This is a genomic window from Streptomyces arenae, assembly GCF_022343545.1.
Taxonomy (GTDB): Bacteria; Actinomycetota; Actinomycetes; order Streptomycetales; family Streptomycetaceae; genus Streptomyces; species Streptomyces humi.
This window is the reverse complement of sequence record NZ_JAKQYH010000072.1, coordinates 128,258-152,231: the sequence shown is the minus strand read 5'-3', so window position 1 is coordinate 152,231 and position 23,974 is coordinate 128,258. Positions and strand designations below refer to the sequence as shown.

General features: G+C 71.3%; 17 protein-coding genes. 9 read left to right on the top strand and 8 right to left on the bottom strand.

Going from position 1 to position 23,974, the window contains the following annotated elements:
* Positions 1 to 54: 54 nt before the first annotated feature.
* From MB828_RS34855 to MB828_RS34845, 3 genes are all read right to left on the bottom strand, one after another.
* Positions 55 to 2,232, bottom strand: coding sequence for an FUSC family protein (locus MB828_RS34855; protein WP_301651672.1), 2,178 nt, complete (start codon positions 2,230 to 2,232; stop codon positions 55 to 57).
* A gap of 434 nt (positions 2,233 to 2,666) precedes the next feature.
* Positions 2,667 to 3,842: a glutathione-independent formaldehyde dehydrogenase gene (locus tag MB828_RS34850; protein WP_301651671.1), complete on the bottom strand. Its 1,176-nt coding sequence runs from the start codon at positions 3,840 to 3,842 to the stop codon at positions 2,667 to 2,669.
* 297 nt (positions 3,843 to 4,139) lie between these two features.
* On the bottom strand, positions 4,140 to 5,261 hold the full coding sequence (locus MB828_RS34845; RefSeq protein ID WP_301651670.1) for a hypothetical protein: 1,122 nt from the start codon (positions 5,259 to 5,261) through the stop codon (positions 4,140 to 4,142).
* A 177-nt stretch (positions 5,262 to 5,438) separates the two neighbouring features.
* On the opposite strand from MB828_RS34845, the gene uvrA reads away from it, so the two are divergent.
* Positions 5,439 to 7,910, top strand: a complete 2,472-nt coding sequence (gene uvrA, locus MB828_RS34840; protein WP_301651669.1) for an excinuclease ABC subunit UvrA — start codon at positions 5,439 to 5,441, stop codon at positions 7,908 to 7,910.
* Positions 7,911 to 8,148: 238 nt separating this feature from the next.
* Here the strand turns inward: uvrA and MB828_RS34835 are convergent, their stop codons facing one another.
* On the bottom strand, positions 8,149 to 9,930 hold the full coding sequence (locus MB828_RS34835; RefSeq protein WP_301651668.1) for a helix-turn-helix domain-containing protein: 1,782 nt from the start codon (positions 9,928 to 9,930) through the stop codon (positions 8,149 to 8,151).
* A gap of 279 nt (positions 9,931 to 10,209) precedes the next feature.
* On the opposite strand from MB828_RS34835, the gene dnaK reads away from it, so the two are divergent.
* Genes dnaK through MB828_RS34795 form a run of 8 tightly spaced genes read left to right on the top strand, consistent with a single transcriptional unit; the run spans position 10,210 to position 19,245 of the window.
* On the top strand, positions 10,210 to 12,108 hold the full coding sequence (dnaK, locus tag MB828_RS34830) for a molecular chaperone DnaK (protein ID WP_301651667.1): 1,899 nt from the start codon (positions 10,210 to 10,212) through the stop codon (positions 12,106 to 12,108).
* Positions 12,109 to 12,116: 8 nt separating this feature from the next.
* Complete coding sequence (locus MB828_RS34825; RefSeq protein ID WP_301651666.1) at positions 12,117 to 12,725, top strand: nucleotide exchange factor GrpE; 609 nt, start codon at positions 12,117 to 12,119, stop codon at positions 12,723 to 12,725.
* 6 nt (positions 12,726 to 12,731) lie between these two features.
* Entirely contained in the window at positions 12,732 to 13,685 is a 954-nt protein-coding gene (locus MB828_RS34820) for a J domain-containing protein (RefSeq protein ID WP_301651665.1), read from the top strand.
* On the top strand, positions 13,682 to 14,089 hold the full coding sequence (locus tag MB828_RS34815; protein ID WP_301651664.1) for a chaperone modulator CbpM: 408 nt from the start codon (positions 13,682 to 13,684) through the stop codon (positions 14,087 to 14,089). Before MB828_RS34820 ends, MB828_RS34815 begins: the two co-directional genes overlap by 4 nt.
* The gene (gene clpB, locus MB828_RS34810) at positions 14,080 to 16,719 is read left to right on the top strand and encodes an ATP-dependent chaperone ClpB (protein ID WP_301651663.1); all 2,640 of its coding nucleotides are present in this window, start codon (positions 14,080 to 14,082) and stop codon (positions 16,717 to 16,719) included. Before MB828_RS34815 ends, clpB begins: the two co-directional genes overlap by 10 nt.
* On the top strand, positions 16,716 to 17,162 hold the full coding sequence (gene trxA, locus MB828_RS34805) for a thioredoxin (protein WP_301651662.1): 447 nt from the start codon (positions 16,716 to 16,718) through the stop codon (positions 17,160 to 17,162). Before clpB ends, trxA begins: the two co-directional genes overlap by 4 nt.
* A 5-nt stretch (positions 17,163 to 17,167) precedes the next feature.
* Positions 17,168 to 17,431 (top strand): UBP-type zinc finger domain-containing protein, encoded by a 264-nt coding sequence (locus tag MB828_RS34800; RefSeq protein WP_301651661.1) that lies wholly within the window; start codon positions 17,168 to 17,170, stop codon positions 17,429 to 17,431.
* Positions 17,431 to 19,245 (top strand): FAD-dependent oxidoreductase, encoded by a 1,815-nt coding sequence (locus MB828_RS34795; protein WP_301651660.1) that lies wholly within the window; start codon positions 17,431 to 17,433, stop codon positions 19,243 to 19,245. The genes MB828_RS34800 and MB828_RS34795 overlap by 1 nt, the downstream gene beginning before the upstream one ends.
* A 390-nt stretch (positions 19,246 to 19,635) precedes the next feature.
* Here the strand turns inward: MB828_RS34795 and MB828_RS34790 are convergent, their stop codons facing one another.
* The 4 genes from MB828_RS34790 to MB828_RS34775 are packed head-to-tail and all read right to left on the bottom strand — an operon-like array spanning position 19,636 to position 23,967.
* Entirely contained in the window at positions 19,636 to 20,079 is a 444-nt protein-coding gene (locus tag MB828_RS34790; RefSeq protein ID WP_301651659.1) for a hypothetical protein, read from the bottom strand.
* Between the two features lie 44 nt (positions 20,080 to 20,123).
* Entirely contained in the window at positions 20,124 to 21,200 is a 1,077-nt protein-coding gene (locus MB828_RS34785; RefSeq protein ID WP_301651658.1) for a hypothetical protein, read from the bottom strand.
* Positions 21,197 to 23,212 (bottom strand): hypothetical protein, encoded by a 2,016-nt coding sequence (locus MB828_RS34780; RefSeq protein ID WP_301651657.1) that lies wholly within the window; start codon positions 23,210 to 23,212, stop codon positions 21,197 to 21,199. Before MB828_RS34780 ends, MB828_RS34785 begins: the two co-directional genes overlap by 4 nt.
* Positions 23,209 to 23,967 (bottom strand): toll/interleukin-1 receptor domain-containing protein, encoded by a 759-nt coding sequence (locus tag MB828_RS34775; RefSeq protein WP_301651656.1) that lies wholly within the window; start codon positions 23,965 to 23,967, stop codon positions 23,209 to 23,211. Before MB828_RS34775 ends, MB828_RS34780 begins: the two co-directional genes overlap by 4 nt.
* Between the last annotated feature and the right edge of the window lie 7 nt (positions 23,968 to 23,974).

The following is a 23,974-nucleotide window of genomic DNA, read 5'->3' as shown; positions in this document are numbered from 1 at the left end:
CCACGGCGCCCTGACCGGAAGGCTTGGAGGCGCGGCGCTCTCTGTCGGCGGGCGTCAGCCTTTCCGGTGCGCGAGCCCTGATCCCTTGCCTTCCTCGGCCAGGGTCGCCCGCACCCGCTGCTCCTCGCGAGCGGAGCCGACGTCCCGTTCCAGGGGCGTCCGGCTCACGGCGGTCGCGAGGTCTTCCAGGGCCCGTTTCTGCAGTTCCGCCTCGCGCCGTACGACCGGGGCCCCGTTGCCTGCGGCGGTGTCCTCCCACGCGTGGAGCGCCTCCGCCACGCGTCCCCAGTCCGGATTCCTGTGCTCGCGCACGGCGACCGCCGCCTTCGCGGTGTCCGTCTCCAGGGCCTCGGCGAACCGCTCCGCCTCGGGGACGAAACGGCCGTCGGCCCGCGGGACGTGGCTCTCCATGAGCATCGCCGCCCGGCCGAACCCCTTGATCGCCTCTTGCGCCTCCCGCGCCTCGCGCGACGTCAGACCCCTGGGGCGGACCGGTTCCTGCCTTGCCCGGTCGTACGCCTCCTGCCAGGCGGAACGTGCCTCCCTGCTCTCCAGCAGCGCCCTGCGCATGTCGGCGTGATGCTCCCGGGTCGGTTCGGCGTAGTCGCGCAGCACGGCGGCCGCGTAGCGGCCGTTGGCCGCGAGCCAGTCCGCGAGCCGGCCCGGCAGCCGGGGAGTCTCCCAGGCGGGGAACACCATGTACGCCAGCATCGCCAGGGCCCCGCCGAGCAGGGTGAGCACCAGCCGCTCCGGGACCGTCTGCTCCCATGTCTGGCCGCCCATGCCGAGCAGGAAGACGACGTACGCGGCGGTGAAGCACTGGGAGTAGGCGTAGCCGGTACGGTTCAGCGTGTACGACAGGCCCGCCGAGACCACCGCCAGCGCGCCGGACACATGCGCGTCCGGGCTCAGGGCCCGCACCACGCCGGTGGCGAGCGCGACCCCCGCCAGGGTCCCGGCGAGACGCGCCACCGCACGCGCGTACGTCCGGTGGAAGTCCGGCCGCATCACCATCACCGAGGCGAGGGGCGCCCAGTAGCCGTGGCCCAGTGGGAGCCGCGCGGCGATCAGGTAGCCGAGGGTGGCCACCGCCGCCAGGCGGACGGCGTGCCGGAACACGGGCGAGTCCCGGCGGAGCTCACGGCGGACCGCCCGGACAACGACCGGGACCAGCCGCAGCATGGTCGGGCGCACCAGGAACTCGGCGTCGGCGGGGCCGGGCGGCGTGGGCGTCCTCCCGGGCGCGCAGCCGCACCCGGCGATCTCCAACGCCTCGCCGAGCAGTTCCACGAGCCGCTCGGCGGCCTGCCGCGCGGGGCCCTCCAGCACCTCGTGCTCCTCGTCGACACGCAGGGCGTCCATGCTCTCGGGCCGCACCTCGGCGGGAGTCCCGCGTCGGATCGAACGGGCGGCCGCATCCAGCACGTCGGCGGCCGCGTCGAGCAACTCCCGCGCGCGGTCCCGCCCGGGTCCCTCCGCCGGGGCGCCTACGTCCGGGTCGGCGAGCGCCGCGACCACCGGCCGAATGCGCTCGGCGAGTCCCCGGGGGCCGTGCAGGACGGGGGGACGGGTACGGGCCTGTGACGGCGTCACGGCAGCCGCGTCCCGGGCCGTCATCAACGGCTCCGGGTCGAACGGGGCGGTCGGGTCGTGCCGCAACCGGCGGGCGTAGTCCGCCACGGCGGCCAGGGCGTCGGCGAGCGCGTCCCGGTGCGCTCCCCAACGCCGGATCGGGAACAACAGGATCAGCACGGCCTGCGTCACGCCTCCGAGTGCGATGACCCCGGCGTGTTCCAGGGCGCGCCCGAGGCTCGTGGGCAGGGTGATGGTCACCAGCATGCTGCCCACGGTCGTCGCCGCGACGATCCCGGCGGTCGATCCGACGGCCCACGCCATTCCCGCGGCAAACGCCCAGACGGCCAGCAGCGGCAGGAACGTCACGAGTCGGCCAGCCGCCAGGTAGCCCACGAAGGTACTGAGCGCCAGACCCGCGCCCGCGCCGAGCGCGACCACCTTGCGCGGACGCCAGCTGCGCTGGAAGGTGGCCCCACCCGCCGAGTAGGCGCCGAGGGCGGCGGACGCCGCATACGCAGGGGAGACCAGCCACAACGTCGGCCCGATGACGATCGCCACCCCGGCGGCCGCGCGCAGCGCGAGCAGGGGCTCCAGCCGCGTCTCCTCGATCGTGAGCCCGGATCGCAGGACCTCCCCGAAGGCCCGCAGCCACGTCACGGGAGTCCGCCTGACCGGAACGCCCTGCCGCGTCGCGTCGGCCTGGTCGAGGTGCGGAAACCGTCGGGCAAGGAAGCCTCCCACGCGACCCGTCGGCGGGTCGCAGCCGCTGGAGGGGGGTGCCGCCACTGCGGACACTGCTGAACGTCCGCCGTCCGTCCTCCAGGCCGGAGCGCGGGCAGTCGTCGGTCATTCAGGTCCGGCCGGAGCGCGGCGACCCCTCAGCCCCGGCCGGGGGCCGGGCAGATCACCAGTCGCCGTGGCCAGGGGACGGGCAGGTCGCCAGCCGCCGCGGCGGGGGACGGGCAGATCACCAGTCGCCGCGGCGGGGGACGGTCAGTTCGCCATCCGTCCCGGCCTGGGGGACGGGCAGGTCGTCGCCCGTCCCCCGGACCGGTCCCGGGGAAACCGGGGGCACGGCGGCCCCGGGTCTCCTACCGCTTGTGGCCGTTGCCGTGTCCGTTCGGGTGCAGGACGACCTTGGTCCAGCCGTCGTCACGGGCGTCGAAGTGCTCGTAGGCGGTGGGGGCCTCGTCCAGGCTGAGCTCGTGGGAGACGACGAAGCTCGGCTTCGCCTTCCCGCCGGCGATCAGGTCCCGCAGGGCCCGGTTGTACCTCTTCACCGGCGCCTGCCCGGTCCCCATGCGCTGGCCCTTGAACCACATCATGCCGAAGTCGATCGGAACCTTGCCCTGCGCCTCCAGCTCGCCCTGGGCCTCCGCGCCGCCGGGATCCTGGGGGAGGAACACGCCCACCACGCCGATGTCGCCGGTGAACCTGACCGAGTCGATCAGGCCGTTGAGCGTGAGGCTGGCGTCCTCGTGTCCCTGGGGGTCGTGCGCCTGGTAGCCGACGCACTCGCAGCCGTTGTCGGCGCCCAGACCGAGGGTGGCCTCCTTGACGACCTCCGCCGGGTTCTGCTCGGCGGTGTTGATGGGGATGGCCCCGATCTCCTCCGCCTTGCGCAGCCGGTCGGGCTGGTGGTCGGCCGTCCAGACGCGGCCGGCGCCCTTGAGGAGGGCGGAATAGGTGGCCATCAGCCCGACGGGACCGGCCCCGAAGACGATCGTCTGGTCGCCCGGCTTGACGTGGGCCATCTCGGTGGCGTGATAGCCGGTGGGGAAGATGTCGGCGAGCATCACGTAGTCGGTCTGCCGCTCGGCGGCGTCCTCGCCCAGACGCAGCGCGTTGAAGTCACCGTAGGGCACGCGCAGCAGCTCCGCCTGGCCGCCCTGGTAGGGGCCCATGTCGGCGAACCCGTAGGCGGCTCCCGCGAGGGCGGGTTCCGGCTGCATGGTCAGGCAGTAGTTGGTCAGGCCCTGCTCACACTGCTTGCAGAAGCCGCAGGCGATGTTGAAGGGCAGGACCACGTACTCGCCGACCTGGACCTTGCGGACGGCCGAGCCGACCTCCACCACCTGGCCCAGGTTCTCGTGTCCCAGGGTGCGGCCGGACTCGAACGAGGTGCGGCCCTCGTACATGTGCAGGTCCGAACCGCAGATGTTGGTGGTGGTGATCTTGACGATGATGTCGCAGGGGTGTTCGATCTTCGCGTCCGGTACGTCCTTCACTGTGACCGTTCGCGGTCCTTCGTATACCGCTGCTTTCATGATGACTTCCCTAGGTGTCGCGGCATGGTGGTGACGGAGAGGGCACGAAGAGCCTGACTCTCGGAAGTGCTGCGACGGATCCGTGGCTCCGGCACGCCTCTGGGGGCCGTCCACCTGAATCAGGTCGGAACGGCGGTTCCGCCGCCCGCCCGCTGGGGGGAGCTTGGGCGCTTCGGCGACGTGCCGTGCGGGTCCCCGTCGGCCGTCGAGCCGAAACACCTACGCGCCGACCGATCAGCGGAATCTCCGGAACCGGACGACCACCGGCCGACGGCCCGTCTCGGCTGAGGTCCCCCGTCAGTCACCGTGGTCGACCCGCAGCGCGGTGCGACGCTCCTGTTCGCGCTTGGAGTAGGCGGCCGCCCGGATCGCCTCGTCGCTCTCCAGACCCGATCCCAGCGCACCGCCCACCGTGGCGACCGAAGCGACGAACCAGGACAAGATCCAGTACTCCGCGGCGTGCAGCGGGGTTCGAGTCGTGGAAGCGAACACCCGGCCGTTGAGGATGAAGAGCGCCCACACCAGGTTGATGACCACCAGACCCACGTAGCAGACGACCACCCCGATACCCACGGTCACGACCGTTGAGGCGTTGTAGAGAACCGCCCTCTTCCTCGCCTCCGGTGAGACCTCATCCGTTCGATGCCACAGGTCCGCGTCCACGATCAGCCAGCCGATCATGAGAGCGAGGGACCCGACCGTGGCGATCACCAGGCGAGGCGTGCTCAGGGAGGTGGCCAGGTTCCAGATGGTGGAGTTCACGGTGGCGACCGCTCCCGTGGCGAGTGCGGCCGCCAGGGCTTTCGACAAGCCCGGCACCAGGCGCCACGGCCGGTTGGCGCGCACCATACCGCCGAGCACCCTCAGATAACCGCGCGGCCCACTGACGACGTACCGCAGGTCGGCGATCTCCTCCTCACCGACCTGGCCCCGATGGACAGGCGCGAGACGACGGATGAAGGGCCCCCGCAGCGGCTGACTTCCCGAAGGCTCCTCAGCCTCAGGGGCCTCGGGGCCCGCCAAGCTGAGCACGGCTTCTTCCACGGCCCGCTGGGCCCTCTGCTGCAACCGGAAGCCCCCCAGCGTGGGAAGAGAGAGCAGCGCCAGGCCGTGTTCGTGACTCAGGTCCACCACGAGCTTGTGCCCATGTGTGTGCAGCGGAAGGTCGGTGAGGGCCACGACGATGTCCCAGTTCCCCTCACGCCGGCGGTCCATGATCCGGCGCGTCAGTGTGGACAGGTCCTCGGTCCCTGCCGTGAAGGGCTCACTGACCACCTCGACGTCGAACCGTCGCCCCTGGCCCGACCTGTCGGCGAGCCGATCAGGAAGCGTCTGGGCCATGCGCCGCGCGATCTCCGTCGGCGCGTCCGGATCCGCCAGCAGAGCCACGCCCGTGACGTCCTGCGACGACTCCCGCATGACCGGCCCCTTCCAGTCGGCTGACCCGGCGCTCACCAGTGCCCAGAATCTCCCCCTTGTAACGCCGACACCGCGTGACACGCTGGCGCTGTCGACACCATCGGGCCTTGCCTGGGGGCGAGGCCCGGTGGCGGCGCCTGTCGCGCGGTTCCCGGCGCGATCAGGTAATCAGGAACGGTGGACAACGAGGACGTGACCGACTCCTTCGTGCGTGTAAGGGGCGCCGGTGAGAACAACCTGCGCAACATCGATGTCGACGTTCCGCGGGACGCGATGGTCGCCTTCACCGGCGTCTCCGGTTCGGGCAAGTCCTCGCTCGCGTTCGGCACGCTCTACGCGGAGGCCCAGCGGCGCTACTTCGAGTCCGTGGCACCGTACGCCCGACGGCTGTTGCAACAGGTCGGCGCACCGCACGTGCAGGAGATCACCGGACTGCCGCCGGCCGTGGCCCTGCAGCAGCGACGCGGGTCGCCCAGCTCGCGGTCGACGGTCGGCACCCTCACCACGCTGTCCAATCTGCTGCGCATGCTGTACTCCCGTGCCGGCACCTATCCGCCCGGGGCCGGGCGCCTGGAAGCCGAGTCGTTCTCGCCCAACACCGCGGCCGGCGCCTGCCCGGAGTGCCACGGACTGGGTGTCGTGCACGACGTCGCCGAGGACCTGCTCGTCCCGGATCCCTCGCTGAGCATCCGCGAGGGGGCGATCGCCGCCTGGCCCGGCGCCTGGCAGGGCGCCAACCTGCGCAGCGTCGTGAGCAACCTGGGGATCGACATCGACCGGCCGTGGCGCAGGCTCAGGAAGAAGGACCGGGACTGGCTGCTGTACACGGACGAGCAGCCCTCCGTGTACATCGAGCCGGAGGAGGACCGGATCGACTACGGCTACCAGGGCAAGTTCTGGAGCGCCCGCAAGCACGTCATGCACGTCCTCGCCGACTCCAAGAGCGAGAAGATGCGCGAACGGGCGCTCCGGTTCGTCAGAAGCGTGCCCTGCCCCGCGTGCCACGGCAGCGGACTGCGGCCCGAGGCGCTCGCCGTGACCTTCGCCGGACGCTCCATCGCCGAGGTCAACGCGATGCCGCTCACCGAGGTCGTGGCGCTGCTGCGGCCCGTGGCGGGGCGGTCCGAGGCCGGCGCCACCACGCCGACCGCCCGGTCCGGGGAGACGACCGAGGTCGCGGTCCGGATCTGCGGCGATGTGGTCGCGCGGATCGACGTACTGCTCGACCTGGGACTCGGATACCTCAGCCTCGGGCGCCGCTCGACGACGCTGTCGCCGGGCGAGGCGCAGCGCCTGCGGATCGCCACCCAGCTGCGCTCGGGTCTGTTCGGCGTCGTCTACGTCCTCGACGAGCCCTCCGCGGGCCTGCACCCGGCCGACGCGGAACCGCTGATGGACGTGCTGGACCGCCTCAAGGCGGCGGGCAACTCCCTGTTCGTCGTGGAGCACGACATGGACGTCGTACGGCGGGCGGACTGGGTGGTCGACATCGGCCCCGGTGCGGGCGAGGGCGGCGGACGCGTGCTGTACAGCGGCCCGGTCGCCGGTCTCGAGCGGATCGGGGAGTCGGCCACGGGCCGGTACCTGTTCGGGCGCGCCCAGCCGCCCGATCACCGCCCGCGCACCCCGCACGGCTGGCTGCGCCTGCGCGGCGTCTCCCGCCACAATCTGCGGGACGTGTCCGTCGACGTACCGCTCTGCGTACTGACGGCGGTGACGGGTGTCTCCGGTTCCGGGAAGTCGACGCTGGTGACGCAGGTGCTCGCCGAGGTCGTCCGCGGCCACCTCGGACTCGTGCCCGAGGAGCCCGACGAGGCGCGGCTGGAGGTCGACGTCCAGGACGCTTCGGGGGTCGAGTCGTTCGACCGGCTGGTCCGGGTCGACCAACGGCCCATCGGCCGAACCCCTCGGTCCAACCTGGCCACGTACACCGGGATGTTCGACGCGGTGCGCAAGCTGTACGCGGCGACGGACGAGGCCAGGGCGCGCGGCTACTCGGCCGGGCGGTTCTCCTTCAACGTGCCCGAGGGACGGTGCGAGACCTGTCAGGGCGAAGGGTTCGTCGCGGTGGAGCTGCTGTTCCTGCCCGGCACCTACGCCCCCTGCCCGGCCTGCGAAGGCGCCCGGTACAACGCCGAGACGCTGGAAGTCACCTATCGCGGCAGGAACATCGCGGAAGTACTGGCGCTGTCCGTCGACGCGGCCGCCGAGTTCCTGTCCGCCGTCCCGGCCGCCTCCCGCAGCCTGGAGACGTTGCGGGAGGTGGGGCTGGGGTACCTGCGGCTGGGCCAGCCCGCGACGGAACTCAGCGGCGGTGAGGCGCAACGCATCAAACTGGCGACCGAACTGCAGCGAGCCCGCCGCGGGCACGCGCTCTACCTGCTCGACGAGCCGACGGCGGGGCTGCACCCCGCGGACATCGCCCTGCTGCTGCGACAGCTGCACCGGCTCGTCGACGCCGGCAACACGGTCGTCCTCGTCGAGCACGACCTGGACACGGTCGCCACCGCCGACTGGGTCATCGACCTCGGTCCGGGCGGCGGCGACGCGGGCGGGCAGGTGGTCGCGGCGGGCCCGCCGGCCAAGGTGGCGAGAGCCCGCCGCAGCGCCACCGCGCCCTACCTCGCAGCCCGGCTCGCACGCGCCTGACGACGAGCCCGAAGGGCTGACGGCAGCCGTACGGAGGCGACCGCCAGGCTGACCGGCCCGTGGGGTGGAGAGCGGCCCGGGCCGATTCCGCAGACATCTCGGGCCTCCCGTCCGCCGCAGATCCGCGTCACGCGCGCCCGCACCGGGTGCCCAGGTCCGGCCTCCCAGACAGCAACGCTGTAGCGGGGCAGCTCGCCCGACTGCCACTGGCACCGCTCGCGAGAATTCCAGTGAGGCCTCAGCCGGGTCCGCCCAGCACGATCTTCCACACTCGGGTCGCCACCTGGAGGTTCAGCCGGTCCTCGACGTTCGCGAGGTCGTGGCCGCTGATGTCGCGGATGCGCTGGAGCCGATAGCGCAGCGTGCTGCGGTGGATCGCGAGGGAGTCGGCGGTCTCGTCGTAGTTGCCGCCGCAGTCGAAGTACCGGGACAGGGTCTCCACCATGGTCGCGTGGTGCCGGGAGTCGTAGTCGATGAGCCGCCCGAGCCACTCCTGGACGAACTTCTCCAGTTCCCGGTGACCGCTGCCGGGGCCCAGGATGCGGTAGAGACCGAGCTCGTCGAAGAACGACGTGCCGTAGCGCTCGCGGGAGTGGCGGCGCGCGTCCAGGGCGCGCCGCGCCTCCTGGTAGTGGTGGGGGATGTCGTCCACGGAGTCGCAGGGGGCGCTCACCCCGATCGTCCCGGACCGTGTCCCGTTCTCTCGGGCGAGCGCTTCGTACAACGCGCGAGCGTGCGGTCTGCCGCCAGCGATGAGGACGACGTGGTCGGAGCGGCGGGTCAGCAGCGAGCGCATGCCCACCGCAGCGGCCGCCCGACCCACGGTCCGCGCGAAGGAATCGTCCGCGGTCCGGTTCGACCACTGCACCACGACGATGTAGTGGCTGCCGTGCAGGTCGTGTCCGACTGCCTCGGACCGGGCGTAGGCGCTCGGCTCGTCCGTCCCCGCCAGCAGGTCGTCGGCCAGCTCGCGGTGCAGCCTCAGCTCCACTTCGGCCAGATTGCGCAGGTGCGTCAGCTCCAGGGCGAGCGACGTGGCGGCGTGTGCGAGCGCGAGGACGGTGTGCTCGTCGGCCTCGTCCCGGGTGTCGACCAGCGCCAGCACGCCCAGGATCTCGCCGTGCGGGCGGACGAGGGTGAGCAGCCGGTCCCTTACCCGCACCGGCCCGGCCTCTCTGGCGACGGCGTGCAGCATGTCCTCCTGGCGCACGGGGTCCGGTTCGGGATAGGGGACGGGGCGGCCGGGGCCGGTCCAGGACCTCAGCCGGCCGAAGCGGTCCTCGACCAGCGCGGGAAGTCCTGTGAGCCCGTGCAGCGCGCGGGTGACGGCCTCCTCGCCGCCACCCGAGGCAGCGACGTCGGCCATGAGAGCGTGCACGGCTCGCTCGTAGCCCAGCTCAGCCACCACAGAGATCAGCTTCCGCTGGAGGGCCGTGCGTTCCTCCCTCAGCCGGTGCAGCTCCAGCGCGTCCTCGCGCCGGCGGCGGTGTGCCAAGGAGACTGACAGCGCGGCAGCGGTGTGCCGGACGAGCATGGTGAGCAGGGATCGCTCGGCCTTGGTGGGCCGGGAGCGGGACGTGACCACGAGGTAGCCGTGGAGGACCCCGGGTCCGCGTAGCCCCAGGGCCCGGCCCCAGGGCCTGCCGGCCACGGTCACGTTGCCGTCCTGCCCGGCCAGCTCCCGCACCCTCCGGCCCACGGCCACGGCATGCGTTCGCCCGTTCCACGGGCTGGGCACCAGGTCGCCGCCCACCTTGAGATATCCGGCCTCGGCGCTGTACGGCCCCGCGGCGACTATGTGATCCATGGCCAGGCGCAGGATCTCGCCTTCGTCCGGAGCGTCGAACTGGGCGCGGGAGAGCGCGATCAGTTCGAGGAGGGCATGGGCGGCTGGGGCGCGAGCGGGCAGACGGGGCCGTCTGGACGCGGCCGTGGGGCGCCGCCCGGCACTGCCTCGCGGAAGGCTGCCCTTCCGGTCGGAGTAGCGGTGGTACGGGCTGTACGCCCGGCTGCCGACCATGGTCGATCACTCCGTCCTTCGGAGGTGAGCGGCTTTCGCGTACCCGGTCCCGGGCCGGCTACCCGACACGTGTGGGTTCTTTCTCTCGTACTCGTGGGGCGACCGGACCCGTGCATTCCTGACTCCCCAGGCGCAGGCGTGGAGCCACCCGGTTCGTCACCCTGGGGAGTGCTCGAGACCCTCCGTGCACACCGACGGGAAACCGGCGGAGGCCCACCTCTGTCCGAACGAACGTGATCCGGAGAGTCGACGCAGGCGCCGCACCGGGAGGAGTTCCTCATGGCCAAGGCAGTGGGCATCGACCTGGGCACCACCAACTCGGTGATCGCCGTGTGGGAGGGCGGCGAGCCGTCCGTCGTGCCCAACAGCGAGGGCAACCGCACGACACCGTCCGTGGTGGCCTTCACCGACACCGGGGAACGTCTGGTGGGCCAGCTGGCCCGGCGCCAGGCGATCCTCAACCCCAAGGGCACCATCTACTCGGCCAAGCGGTTCATCGGCCGGCACTTCGACGAGGTCTCCGACGAGGCCAGGGCGGTGGCGTACGACGTCGTCGAGGGCGACGGCGGGGCGGCCCGCTTCAAGGTGCGCGACAAGCTGTACGCGCCTGAGGAGATCAGCGCACAGGTGCTGCGCAAACTCGCCGACGACGCGTCCAAGCAGCTGGGGGAGCGGGTCACGGAGGCGGTCATCACGGTGCCCGCCTACTTCAACGACGCCCAGCGCACCGCCACCAAGGACGCCGGACGGATCGCCGGTCTTGAGGTGCTGCGGATCATCAACGAGCCGACGGCGGCCGCCCTCGCGTACGGCATGGACAAGAAGGAGCACGAGACCGTCCTCGTCTTCGACCTGGGCGGCGGCACCTTCGACGTGAGCATCCTCGACGTCGGCGACGGCGTGGTGGAGGTGCGCTCCACCGCCGGTGACAGCCACCTGGGCGGCGACGACTTCGACCGGCGTCTGGTGGACCACCTCGCGGACGACTTCCAGAAGGAGAACGGCATCGACCTGCGCAAGGACCCGCAGGCACTGCAACGGTTGTTCGAGGCGGCGGAGAAGGCCAAGACCGAGCTCAGTTCGGTGACGCAGACGCAGGTCAGCCTGCCGTTCATCACCGCCGACGCCTCGGGCCCCAAGCACCTCACCGACTCGATCATGCGGTCCACCTTCGAGCAGATCACCGGCGACCTGGTGGAGCGCTGCCTGGGACCGGTGGAGCAGGCGATGGCCGACGCGAAGGTCGGCGAGAGCGACATCGACGAGGTCATCCTCGTCGGCGGTTCCACCCGCATCCCCGCCGTCCAGGCTCTGGTCCGCCGGCTCACCGGCGGCAAGGAACCCAACATGAGCGTCAACCCCGACGAGGTCGTGGCCCTGGGCGCCGCGATCCAGGCCGGGGTGCTCAAGGGCGAGGTCAAGGACGTCCTGCTGCTCGACGTCACACCCCTTTCGCTGGGCGTGGAGACACGCGGCGGAGTGATGACGAAGATCATCGAGCGGAACACCACCATCCCGGTGCGCCGCAGCGAGACCTTCTCCACCGCCGAGGACAACCAGCCGGCTGTCGACGTGGTGGTCCTCCAGGGCGAGCGCGAGCGGGCCGCCGACAACCGGGTGCTGGGCCGGTTCCAGCTCACCGACATCCGGCCGGCGCCGCGGGGCGAACCACAGGTCGAGGTCACCTTCGACATCGACGCCAACGGCATCCTCGACGTCAAGGCCCGCGACCGGGACACCGGCAAGGAACAGGGCATCACCATCAGCGAGAGCTCCAACCTCGACCGCAGTGAGGTCGAACGCATGGTCCAGGAGGCCGAGCGCAACCAGGGCCAGGACCAGGCACTCCGCGAGGCCGTCGACGCCCGCAACGAACTCGACGCCGTCGCGTACCAGGTCGAGAAGCGTCTCGCCGAACTGGGCGACGCGGCGCCCGCGCACGAGAAGGCACGCGCCGAGATGCTCGTCTCCGACGCCCGGGCGGCGGTCAAGGAAGAGGCGGGCGCGGAGCGCGTGCGGCCGCTGACCTCCGAACTCCAGCAGGTGCTCGCCGGACTGGCGGCACATCAGGGCGCCGCCACCGGCCGTGGTCCCGGCCAGGACGCCGCCAACGGCGGTCCCACGAGCGACGGTGGCGGTGACGATGATGTCATCGACGCCGAGTTCGACAAGGGTTGAGGCGCGCCATGCCCACCCATCCCCAGGAACCCGGCCGGGCCGCTTCGGATCCGGGCGCACAGGTCCCCGAAGGCGCCGGACCCGGTACTCGCGGGGATCTGCCTCAACCGGTGCCGCCCCGCCCGGAAGCGGCGAACGGCGAACCGGGACCCGATGCCGCCGGCCCCGCGCCAGCCGAGGACGAGTACACGACCGCGATCAAGGAACTGGAGGACCGCTGGCGGCGCGCGCTCGCCGACCTCGACAACCTTCGCAAGCGTCACGCCAGGGAACTGGAGCGCGAACGGGCGGCAGAGCGGTCCCGCACGGCGGCCGCCTTCCTGCCCGTCCTCGACAACCTCGAACTCGCCCTGACCCATGCCGGCGCCGATCCGAACGCGATCGTGGAGGGCGTCCGGGCCGTACGCGACCAGGCGGTGAACGTCCTGGAACTGCTCGGCTACCCGCGGCACGCGGAGAGCGGTGTCGCCTTCGACCCGGCCCGGCACGAGGTGGTCGGTGTCGTCCAGGACCCCGACGCCCCGCCGGGCACCGTCGTCGAGGTTCTGCGCCCCGGCTACGGGGACGGCGAACGGCAGCTCAGGCCCGCCGCCGTGACGGTCGCGAAGCGGGAGTGACCGGTCATGGCACGGGACTTCTACGAGGTGCTGGGCGTGTCGCGGACCGCGAGCCAGGACGAGATCCAGCAGGCATATCGCAAACTCGCCCGCAGGCACCACCCGGACGTCAACAAGGACCCCGGGGCGGAGGAGCGTTTCAAGGACCTCAACGAGGCGTACAGCGTCCTGTCGGACCCGAAGACCCGGGCCCGTTACGACCGCTTCGGCGAGGACTTCCGCAAGATCCCCGAGGACTTCGACGAACGGGTCGCGGCCGGAGCCGGCGGCGGCTTCCGCGGTCGGAGGACCGCGGGCGCGGGCGGCCCTGGCGTCCGCTACACCACCGGCTTCGGTGACGGCTTCGGCGCGGAGGGCATCGACATCGAGGACCTGCTCGGCTCCATGTTCGGAGGCGGCGCCGCCCGAGGCGGCGTCCCCGGAGCGGACCAGGAGGCCGAACTGCCGCTCACCGTCGAAGAGGCCTACCGAGGCGGCCGTCGCACGGTCACACTCGCGGGCCCCAGCGGGCAGCCGCGGCGGTACGAGGTCGACGTGCCGCCGGGCGTCACCGACGGGCAGCGCATCCGGCTGGCGGGTGAGGGGGGCCAGGGCAGTGGTGACGCGGCCGCGGGCGACCTGTACCTGCGGGTACGTGTCCAGCCCCACCCCCGGTTCCGGCTGGACGGCCGTGACGTGCACGTCCAGGTCCCGGTCGCCCCGTGGGAGGCGGCCCTGGGCGCGACCGTGCCGGTGCCCACGCCCGGCGGCGGCACGGCGAAGGTCACGGTGCCAGCGGGCTCGTCCAGCGGCCGGCGGCTGCGGCTGCGCGGTGAGGGCATGCCGAACCCGCGGGGCGCGAACGGCGACCTGTACGCCGAACTGCGCGTCATGGTGCCTCCCGCCCTCGACGACCGGGAGCGTGAACTGTTCGAGGAGCTCGCCGCCACTTCCTCGTTCGACCCCAGGAGGACGCGATGAACGACCGACCCGCGGGAGCGGGAGGCATCGGCCGGGCCGACGTGGGCGGCCGCCCGGTACGAACGGGCGCCGACGTCACCGCCTCGACAGCTGTCCGGTACGCGCTCGTGCCCGTCCCCAGGCTCTCCCTGGCCGCCGTGGCCCGTCGCTCGGGCCTCCACCCCGACCTGATCCGCCGGTTCGTCGCCCTCGGCCTGGTCGACGCCGAACGCGACTCCGCGGGGCGACTGGCGTTCGACCCCACGGCCCCGGCGGTTCTCGCACGTATCCAGCGGCTGCGCGCCGGACTCTGCCTCAACTACGCATCCATCGGCCTCGTGCTCGACCTGCTCGACCGCATCAGCATGCTCGAAACCGCCCTGCGCCGCACCGGTACGAGGAGTGAAACACCCCCATGGACATGAACCGTCTCACCCAGAAGTCGCAGGAAGCCCTCCAGGAGGCCCAGAGCGCGGCCGTCGGCATGGGGCACACCGAGGTCGACGGGGAACACCTGCTGCTCGCGCTCCTCGATCAGGAGGACGGTCTGATCCCACGGCTGCTGCAACAGGCCGGCACCGAGCCGAAGGAGCTGCGCGCGGCCGTACGCGAGGAACTCTCCCGCCGCCCGAAGGTCACCGGCCCCGGCGCGGCACCCGGCCAGGTCTTCGTCACCCAGCGCCTGTCCCGCCTGCTCGATGCCGCCGAGCGGGAGGCCAAACGCCTCAAGGACGAGTACGTGTCCGTGGAGCACCTCCTGCTCGCCCTGGCCGAGGAGGGCTCGGCGACCGCCGCCGGACGCCTGCTCAAGGAGCACGGCGTGACCCGGGATTCGTTCCTGGGCGCGCTCACCCAGGTCCGCGGCAACCAGCGCGTCACCTCCGCCAACCCCGAGGTCGCCTACGAGGCTCTGGAGAAGTACGGCCGCGACCTGGTCCTGGAGGCCCGGACCGGGCGGCTGGACCCGGTCATCGGCCGTGACGCGGAGATCCGCCGCGTCACCCAGATCCTCAGCCGCAAGACCAAGAACAACCCCATCCTCATCGGCGATCCCGGCGTCGGCAAGACCGCCATCGTCGAGGGCCTGGCCCAGCGCATCGTGCGCGGCGACGTCCCCGAGGGCCTGCGCGACAAGACGGTGTTCGCTCTCGACATGGGCTCCCTGGTCGCCGGCGCCAAGTACCGCGGTGAGTTCGAGGAACGCCTCAAGGCCGTGCTGTCCGAGGTGAAGGCCGCCCAGGGGCGCATCCTGCTCTTCGTCGACGAACTCCACACCGTCGTCGGTGCGGGCGCCGCCGAAGGGGCCATGGACGCGGGCAACATGCTCAAGCCGATGCTCGCCCGCGGCGAACTCCACATGATCGGCGCCACCACCCTCGACGAGTTCCGCAAGCACATCGAGAAGGACGCCGCCCTCGAACGCCGCTTCCAGCAGGTGCTGGTCGACGAGCCGAGCGTGGAGGACACCATCTCCATTTTGCGCGGACTGCGTGAGCGCCTGGAGGTCTTCCACGGCGTGAAGATCCAGGACACCGCACTGGTCTCCGCGGCCACCCTCAGCCACCGCTACATCACCGACCGGTTCCTGCCCGACAAGGCCATCGACCTCGTCGACGAGGCCTGCGCCCGGCTGCGTACCGAGATCGACTCGATGCCCGCCGAACTCGACGAGATCACCCGCCGCGTCACCCGCCTGGAGATCGAGGAGGCGGCCCTGTCCAAGGAGACCGACGCCGCAAGCAAGGCACGTCTGGAGGAACTGCGCAGGGAACTGGCCGACCTGCGCGGCGAGGCAGACGCCAAACGCGCCCAGTGGGAGGCCGAACGGCAGGCCATCCGCCGCGTGCAGGAGCTGCGCCAGGAACTGGAGCAGGTCCGCATCGAGGCGGAGGAGGCCGAACGCGCCTACGACCTCAACCGCGCCGCCGAACTCCGCTACGGCCGCCTCCAGGACCTGGAGCGTCGGCTGAAGGCCGAGGAGGAGCAACTGGCCGCCAAACAGGGGCAGAACCGGCTGCTGCGCGAGGTCGTCACCGAGGAGGAGATCGCGGAGATCGTCGCCGCCTGGACCGGCATCCCCGTCGCCCGTCTCCAGGAGGGCGAACGCGAGAAGCTGCTGCGCCTCGACGAGATCCTGCGCGAGCGCGTCATCGGCCAGGACGAGGCCGTCAAACTCGTCGCCGACGCCATCATCCGCGCCCGCTCCGGCATCCGCGACCCGCGCCGCCCCATCGGCTCGTTCATCTTCCTCGGCCCCACCGGCGTCGGGAAGACCGAGCTGGCCAAGACCCTCGCGGCGGCCCTGTTCGACTCCGAGGAGAACATGGTCCGCCTCGACATGAGCGAGTACCAGGAGCGGCACACCGTCAGCCGGCTCATGGGCGCACCGCCCGGATACGTCGGCTACGAGGAAGGCGGCCAGCTCACCGAGGCCGTACGCCGCAAGCCCTACTCGGTCGTGCTGTTCGACGAGATCGAGAAGGCGCACACCGATGTCTTCAACACCCTGCTGCAGGTCCTCGACGACGGCCGCATCACCGACTCCCAGGGCCGCACCGTCGACTTCCGCAACACCGTGATCATCATGACGTCCAACATCGGCTCCGAGCACCTCCTCGACGGCGCCACCGCCGAGGGCGAGATCAAGCCGGACGCGCGCGCCCTGGTGATGGGCGAGCTGCGCGGGCACTTCCGCCCTGAGTTCCTCAACCGCGTCGACGACATCGTGCTGTTCAAGCCGCTCGGCGAGCGGCAGATCGAGCACATCGTGGAGCTGCAGTTCGACGAACTGCGCCGCCGGCTCGCCGAACGCCGCATCACCGTCGAACTCACCGATGCCGCACGCGAGGTGATCGCCCACCAGGGCTACGACCCGGTGTACGGGGCCCGGCCGCTGCGGCGTTACATCTCCCACGAGGTCGAGACGATGGTCGGGCGCGCCCTGCTGCGCGGTGACGTCCAGGACGGCGCGACGGTCCGCGTCGACGCCGAACACGGAGAGCTGGTGGTCACCTACGACCCGCCCGAGGACGTGAAGGGAGCGCGGGCGGCATGAGCACGATGCAGGCGACGACCGTCAGTTGTCCCCACTGCGGGCGCACCAACCGGGTGCCCGTGGCCGCGGAGGGCCGCCCCAGGTGCGGCCACTGCAAGCAGCCCCTGCCGTGGATGGTGGACGCGGGCGACGACGACTTCACCGAGGTCGCCGAGCGGGCCGGCATCCCCGTCGTGGTCGACCTGTGGGCCACCTGGTGCGGCCCCTGCCGCATGGTCAGCCCCGCACTGGAGAAGGTCGCCACCGATCTCGCCGGCCGCATCAAACTCGTCAAGGTCGACGTCGACAAGAACCCGCGGCTGTCGCGGCGTTTTCAGGTCCAGGCCGTACCGACACTGCTGATCCTCGACCGGGGCGAGACGGTCGCCCGGCAGGCGGGGGCGGCACCCGCCCCCGCTCTGCGCCGGTGGGTGGAACAGTCGATCACCGCCCGGAAAGGGTGATCCGGATGACCCTGCACGCAGACCCCCACCTCGCGCTCGTCCGGCCGGTCCAGCCGCTGACCCCAGAAGGGTGTCAGGAGTGTCTGACGCTCGGCTCCCCGTGGGTCCACCTGAGGCTCTGCCTGACCTGCGGGCACGTCGGCTGCTGCGACTCCTCGCCGAACAAGCACGCGCGCAAGCACGCGGCTGCCGTCGCCCATCCGATCGTGCGGTCCTTCCAGCCCGGCGAGGACTGGCGCTGGTGCTTCGTCCACGAGGCGTTCGTCTGATGTCCGGCGACCAGTCGCTGCCGGGCGATGTACCGGTGCCGGAGGAAGCGGACGAGGCCGCCTCCTGGGAGACCCCGGACGTCTACGGCGCGTACCCGCGCCTCACGGAGGACCAGACAGCACGTCTGGCGGAGCACGGGCAACGCCGGACCACGGCTCCGAACGACGTGCTGATCCGGGAGGGGGAGCGCTGCGAGACGTTCTTCGTCGTCCTCAGCGGCACCGTCGCCGTCGTCGAGGACCACGGCACTCCCGAGGAGCACGTGCTGCGCGTGCACGGCCCCGGTCGCTTCATCGGCGAACTCGGCCTGCTGTACGGACAGGTGGCCTTCTACACCGCCGTCGTCAGGGAGCCCGGCGAGGTCCTCGTCGTCTCCTTGGACCAGTTGCGCCACCTGGTGTCCCAGGACCCCGCCATCGGGGACGTCGTGCTGCGCGCCTGTCTGTGCCGTCGCGCGCTGCTCGTCGGACAGGGCGCCGGCTTCCGCATCATCGGCTCGCGCTACTCGCCCGACACCAGACGGCTGCGCGAGTTCGCCGTCCGCAACCGGCTGCCGCACCGCTGGATCGACCTGGAGACCGACGAGGAGGCCGAGGAGTTGCTGCGCCGCTTCGGCGTCGGCCCGGCGGAGACACCACTCGTCATCTGGCGGGACACCACCCTGTTGCGCAACCCCAGCAACGCGGAACTGGCCCGGCTCATCGGCCTGCCCTCAATGCCCGCCGGAAACCGTCATGGCGACGTCCTCATCGTGGGCTCCGGACCCGCAGGCCTCGCTGCCGCGGTGTACGCCGCCTCCGAGGGTCTGAGCACCACGGTGGTGGAGGCGATGGCCACCGGCGGCCAGGCCGGCACGTCGTCCCGCATCGAGAACCTGCTCGGCTTCCCCTCCGGCATCTCCGGCGCCGAACTCACCGAACGCGCCGTGCTCCAGGCCGAGAAGTTCGGCGCCGGGATCAGCCTTCCCCTGGAGGCGACCGGTCTCCATCGCAAGGACGACGACCACTATGTCGTGGCGTTCGCCGACGGCAGCGAGATCGCCGCCCGCGCCGTCGTCCTGGCCATGGGTGCCCGCTACCGCCGGCTCCAGGTGCCCGGCATCGAACGCCTGGAGGGAACGAGCGTGCACTACTCGGCGACCGTCTACGAGGCCCAGCAGTGCGGCACCGACCCGGTGGCCGTCGTCGGCGGAGGCAACTCGGCGGGCCAGGCGGTGCTGTTCCTCGCCGGGTACGCGCCGAAGGTGCACCTGCTGGTCCGAGGAGCCGCCCTTGAGGCCAGCATGTCCCGCTACCTGGTCGACCAGGTCGAGCGCCATCCGCGGGTGGAGGTCATGCTGCACACCGAGGTCACCGAGGTCATCGGACAGGAAGTGCTGGAGGAGCTCGACGTGGTCGACAACCGCACGGGCGGACACCGCCGGCTCGCGGTACGGAGCCTGTTCGTCTTCACCGGCGCCGAACCCCACACCGAGTGGCTCGCCGGCACCATCGCCCTCGACTCCCGCGGCTTCGTCCTCACCGGGCCGGAGGCCCAGGAAGCCTGCGCCCACCCCGAGGTGTGGCACGGCCGTGGGCGCTCGTGCATGACCCTGGAGGCCGGCCTGCCCGGGGTCTTCGCGGTCGGGGACGTCCGTAGCGGCTCGGTGAAGCGGGTGGCCTCCGCGGCCGGTGAGGGCGCGATGGCCATCCACTTCGTGCACCGGCATCTGGGGCACTCGGCCGTACCCGGCACCACGGGCACACCAGCTGTCGCGGGCCACTCGGACGTCTCCCCACGCCTACGTCACAAGGAGTCCGCATGGCTCGCATGACGCATGACGGACGGTGAGAAGTGCCGCAGCACCCGCCGCGTCGGAGCCTTCGAGAACCGTTCAAGGAGTGCGGTTGTTCCAGGGCGACCCGTTGCCCGCACCCGTACACGATTCGGTTCCGGGACGCTCTCGGCAAGCAGCGTGAAGAGGCCCGGCTACGACACGCAGGACGACGCTATCGAGCGTCTCACGGAGATCTACGCGGAGAAGAAGACAACGGCGCCATCCGTTGCCGAGGTGCGCCGCGAACTCGGTCAGCAGACCGTCGCGGAATACGCGAAGCAGTGGCGGCCTCGCCAGCACAAGATGACGGAGCCCTCGACGGGATGGCACGTGGACAGCTCCATCGAGCCCGGCGTCGACAGGACACCCGCGGTCCGGTCTTCAGCCCTATTCCCGGCGCGGAGACGGATCCGGCGGGAAGGCCAGGCCGGTGACGGTGCCGGCCTGGACGATCGGGCCGTGCTGGGTGCCGCCGGAGACGGTGTTGTGCACCGGTGCTGGGCGGCCCGCTGCGGCGGCCGCCAGTCGGCGCAGCGACGCCCCGAGAGCACTCAGTTCCTCGCCGGTGAGCGCCCCGGCTTCCACCAGCCCGCAGAGACGAGTCTGCCACTCGGCCGCGATGCCGGACGCGGCGCGCTCGTCCACCGCGGTGCCCGTGAGGAGCAGCCGCGCACGCGCGTCGTCCAGGTCGGTGATCGCGACGGTGTCCGCGCCCGCACGTGCCAGGAACCGGCCCATCAGTGCGCGGGCGTGAGTCCAGGAATCGGTGACCATGAGGGAGACCAGGGTGGTGGCCCCCGATGCCGCCATTGCGGCCAGTTCCGCGTCCATCGCGTCCTCCTGGATGCGCAGGGATGAAATGTCTTGGTCGACGGTCAGGCCGTGTCGGCCGGCGGCCCGGGGGCGGGCGCCGGTTCCGCTCCGGTCTCGGGAGCGGGAGGTCTCGGCGGATCGAATCGACGCAGGAGATCCTCCGCTGTCTCGTGGCGGTTGTGCTGCTCGACGAGCTGCGAGAACTGTCGGGCCAGCATCGCCCGCCGGTCGTCGTCCTCCGTGAAGCCCATGGCTTCGAAGAACCCCGACAGGTGGTCTGCAGCCGAGGGCTCACGGGCTGGGAGATCGGCAGACTCCGTGCCGATGTCCGGCGTCCAGGGTCCTCCTGGCCGGTTCGGCAGCATCTCGAGCAGGCGCTCGGGGATGTCGGTGTCGTTGGCAGCGGAGGTCAGCTGCGCCAGCAAGGGGAGGTCGGCCACGGTCTTCGCCACATGCTCGTCGTTCCTGGTGAGCCACCACACGACGGCGCTGCCGGTGTCCTTGAGGGCGTCCTCGCCCAGATACCGGCGCTTGCTCTGCTCGTACTTGCGCTGGTGCTCCCAGACCGCCTCGTCCTTGCGCACGCCGGCGAGCCGATCCAGACGCTCCTGATCCTCGTCGGGCAGCGTGAGGTTGATGTCCTCCGCCATCGCCCGGAGGTGGCCTGTGGAATCCGGGCACATGCGGCTGAGGGCGCCGCCGAGTTCGTGCTGAAGGAGCGAGGCGTGGCCGGGTTCCCGCTTCTCGGCAATCGCGCGGGCCCGGCTGAGGACCGCGTCGACGGCGAGGCCGGCCGGGTTGACGACCGTGCCGCGCCCCTGACCGTCGGCGAAGCACCACCGTACGGTCGCCGAGAAGACGAATTGGTAGTCGTCCCAGAGGCTCGGGAGCGCGACTCGGTTGACGCGGTACTCGGTTCGCTCCACCGGGGCAGCCGTGAGCTGCTCCTCGAAGCTGACCGGCACCGGGCCGCGGAGCTGCGAGGCCACCCGGAAGGTGACCGCGGGCAGCACGAGAAGAAGCGCGGCCAGCGCCGGCCAGGTCCAGCCGGGCCATCGCTGCACCAGGCCGACGATGGTCAGCAGCAGGCCGCACATAACAGTGAGGAACACGGTCGTCGTCTTGCGTGCGGTCGTCATGATCGCCCCCTTCTGGCCGATGCCGACGGGGCGGCAGGACCGAGGTTCTGTGCCACACCGATTTTGTGGAGCAACAGGTCGGTCGTCTCGGTGGAGTGGGCGCCGGCGCCCGGAGAAGCGAACTCCGCCTGGCGTGCGGACGCGTACAACGCGGCGAACGCCGCACCCCGGTCCTCCCCGCATCGGTCGGCGGCAGCGACCAGCAGGTCGAGGAGGACCTCCCCCCGGTCACCGGCGCCCTCGGCCGCCCAGTGCAGCCAGCTCTGTATCTCTGCCCGTGGTGCCACGCGTCGGCCTTCCGGGCGCGACACCGCGTGGGTCAGCACGGCACGCCAGCACGTGATCAGCGAGCGTCGTACCCCGTCCTCGTCGACCAGGGCGCGAGTGGTGACGGAGCGGTCCGTGAGCGGCTCCGGATCGCTGACGCGCAGAAAGATGGCCAAGTCGGTCGGTGCGAGGTCGCCGCGCGCCAGCCGGTCGAGCAGCCTTCGGCGTAGCCGTCTGCTGCCGGCCACCAGGTCACACACAGCCTGCAGCGCATGGGCCGTGCCGCGCTCACGCCGGGCGAGATGGTGCAGCCGGATCAGGGCGTGATCCGGATGGTCCAGCGCGAGTACGTCGGCGCAGACCTGGACCAGCACCTGGGCGAACTCACCGGTCAGCCGGCGGTACGCGCACCACTGGTAGATCCGCTCGCGGAAGTCCCTGCCATGTGCGGGGTCCGCGAGACCGCAGGTGAGCGCCTGGACCGCGGCTTCCGACCGGGCTCTGCCCGCTCCCTGTGCGCTCCACCGTTCGGCGAGCGCGGCGAGCGCGTCGGGCCGCCCGGTTCGCAGATACTCACCCGCCAGCCGGGCCACCAGTCCGTCGCGGACGTCCGGCACGAGATGCGGGTCGCTCGACTCGACGACCCGCGCGGCCCACGAGCCGAGGTGCGGCCGCAGGTCGGGCATGTGGTCCCAGAAGTGGGCGCGGACGGCGGAGTCGTAGTCCAGCTCGGTGAACCGCACGCGACCGTCCGGCCCCGGGCGGGCCGAGATCTCCGACAGCCGCTGGGCGAGGTCCTTGCGCTGGAGGAGCGGAGTCTCCTCCTCGGGGGCCCCGACCGTGCTCAGCAGCAATGCGACCGCCCGGTGGACGACGTCGGCGTGCGCGCCGTGGAGCATGGACACGGTGACCATCAGGGCGCGTTGGGAGGCGTCGGGCAGACCAGCGACGCGGTCGGCGACTTCGGCGCGGCGCCCGGCGCGCGCGCGTTTCGCGGCCGCGCACCACTCGGGGAATCCCTCGCCGGGCCCGGTCGTTTCGCGGGCACGGCGTATGCGGTCGGCGAAGTCGGCGATATCCCGCATGGGTTTGCGTTCGCTCAGGAACTCGTCAACAGTGACGTCGTTCCGGAGAAACTGCTCGCACGGCACGCCGTGGGCGCGCAGGTGTCGTCTGAGAACCTCCATGGTGAAAGCTGGCGGTCCGATCTCGACACGGAAGTGCTGCAGGTCTGGATCGAGGGCCCCTTCGTGCGGCATGACGACGACGAGATGGGCCCGCCGCTCGCGCACCGTCTGGCGCAGGGCGGGAAGCCCGCCCCGGGCCGCATGCCACAGACCGGTCTCCGCGGAGGACAGGTCGAGCAGCAGCCGGTCGCCCGGGTCGACGAAAGCCGGGTCGTACAGCGGCAACTCGTCCCGCTCGGCGGGCAGGAGTTCGCGGAAAGCACCGCCGGGACGGTGGTGTTCGCGCAACAGAACGCGAGCCGTGGCCGAGCGGCCGCTGCCGGGAGCACCGTCGAGGATGACGGTGCCCGTCTCCTCGAGCGTGTTGCGTGCCCTTCCCATGTTGACCGGAGCGACTAACACCCTTCGGATCCAGCGCAGTTGATCATCGGGAAGCTGCCGGAAGACCGGCTTTCGGGGTTCGTGGGCAGCGGAGCCGAGGTTGACGTAGATGTGGCCGTCGCCCGTGTGCGTGACGCCCCGTGTGCTCTCGACCCGGGTGGTGTGTTCTGTGCTCACCGTCGGTCGTCCTGTGGCCGCTCCGGCTCCCCGAACCGCTGGTGGACGTCCCCGTGGTGGTCGCCCTCGGTGTACGTCGTCCCGGTGCCCGAGATGTAGCGGACGCCCGACACATGGCGTGAGTTGTTGTAGATGCTGCCGCTGCCCGTGTGGACCGTGCCGTGGGAGTTCTTCACGATCGTGCCGCCGACGTCACCGCTGAAGTCGCCCGCTTGGACGGACGTTCCACTCACGTCCCCGATCGAGTTGTGCACGCTGGTCGACGTCGGCGACGGCTCGCCGGGCTCGATCAGGTCTCGCAGCTCGGGCACCAGCTCGGCGATCAGATCGCCGATACGCCGGATGCCGGCCTCGGTGTCGTGGGTGCTGTCGAACGGTACCGACTGCAGATCGGCGAGCCGCGCCAGCTCGGGGGGCATGGCCGCTTTGTTCAGCCGGTCGGTCTTGCGGCCGTCCAGCACGGGAACGACGATGAGCCCGCACTCGAACGCGGCCTCGATCTCCTTGCGCACCCAGTCCTCGGGATCTTGCAACCGACTGCGGAAGTTCGTCCAGTCCGGTCCTACGATGGCCAGCAGCACGCTGCTGTGGCGTAACGCGGTCAGGAGAACGTTGGGGTAGGCCTCCCCTGGGGTGATGGACCTGGACGCGCGGAAGACGCGGTCCTGGCCGAAGCGACGTGACAGCTCCTGGTCGAGGAGGGCCGCGGTCCGCTCGCCGTCGCCGGTGCGGTAGTTGATGAACACGTGGGGCATGCCAGTG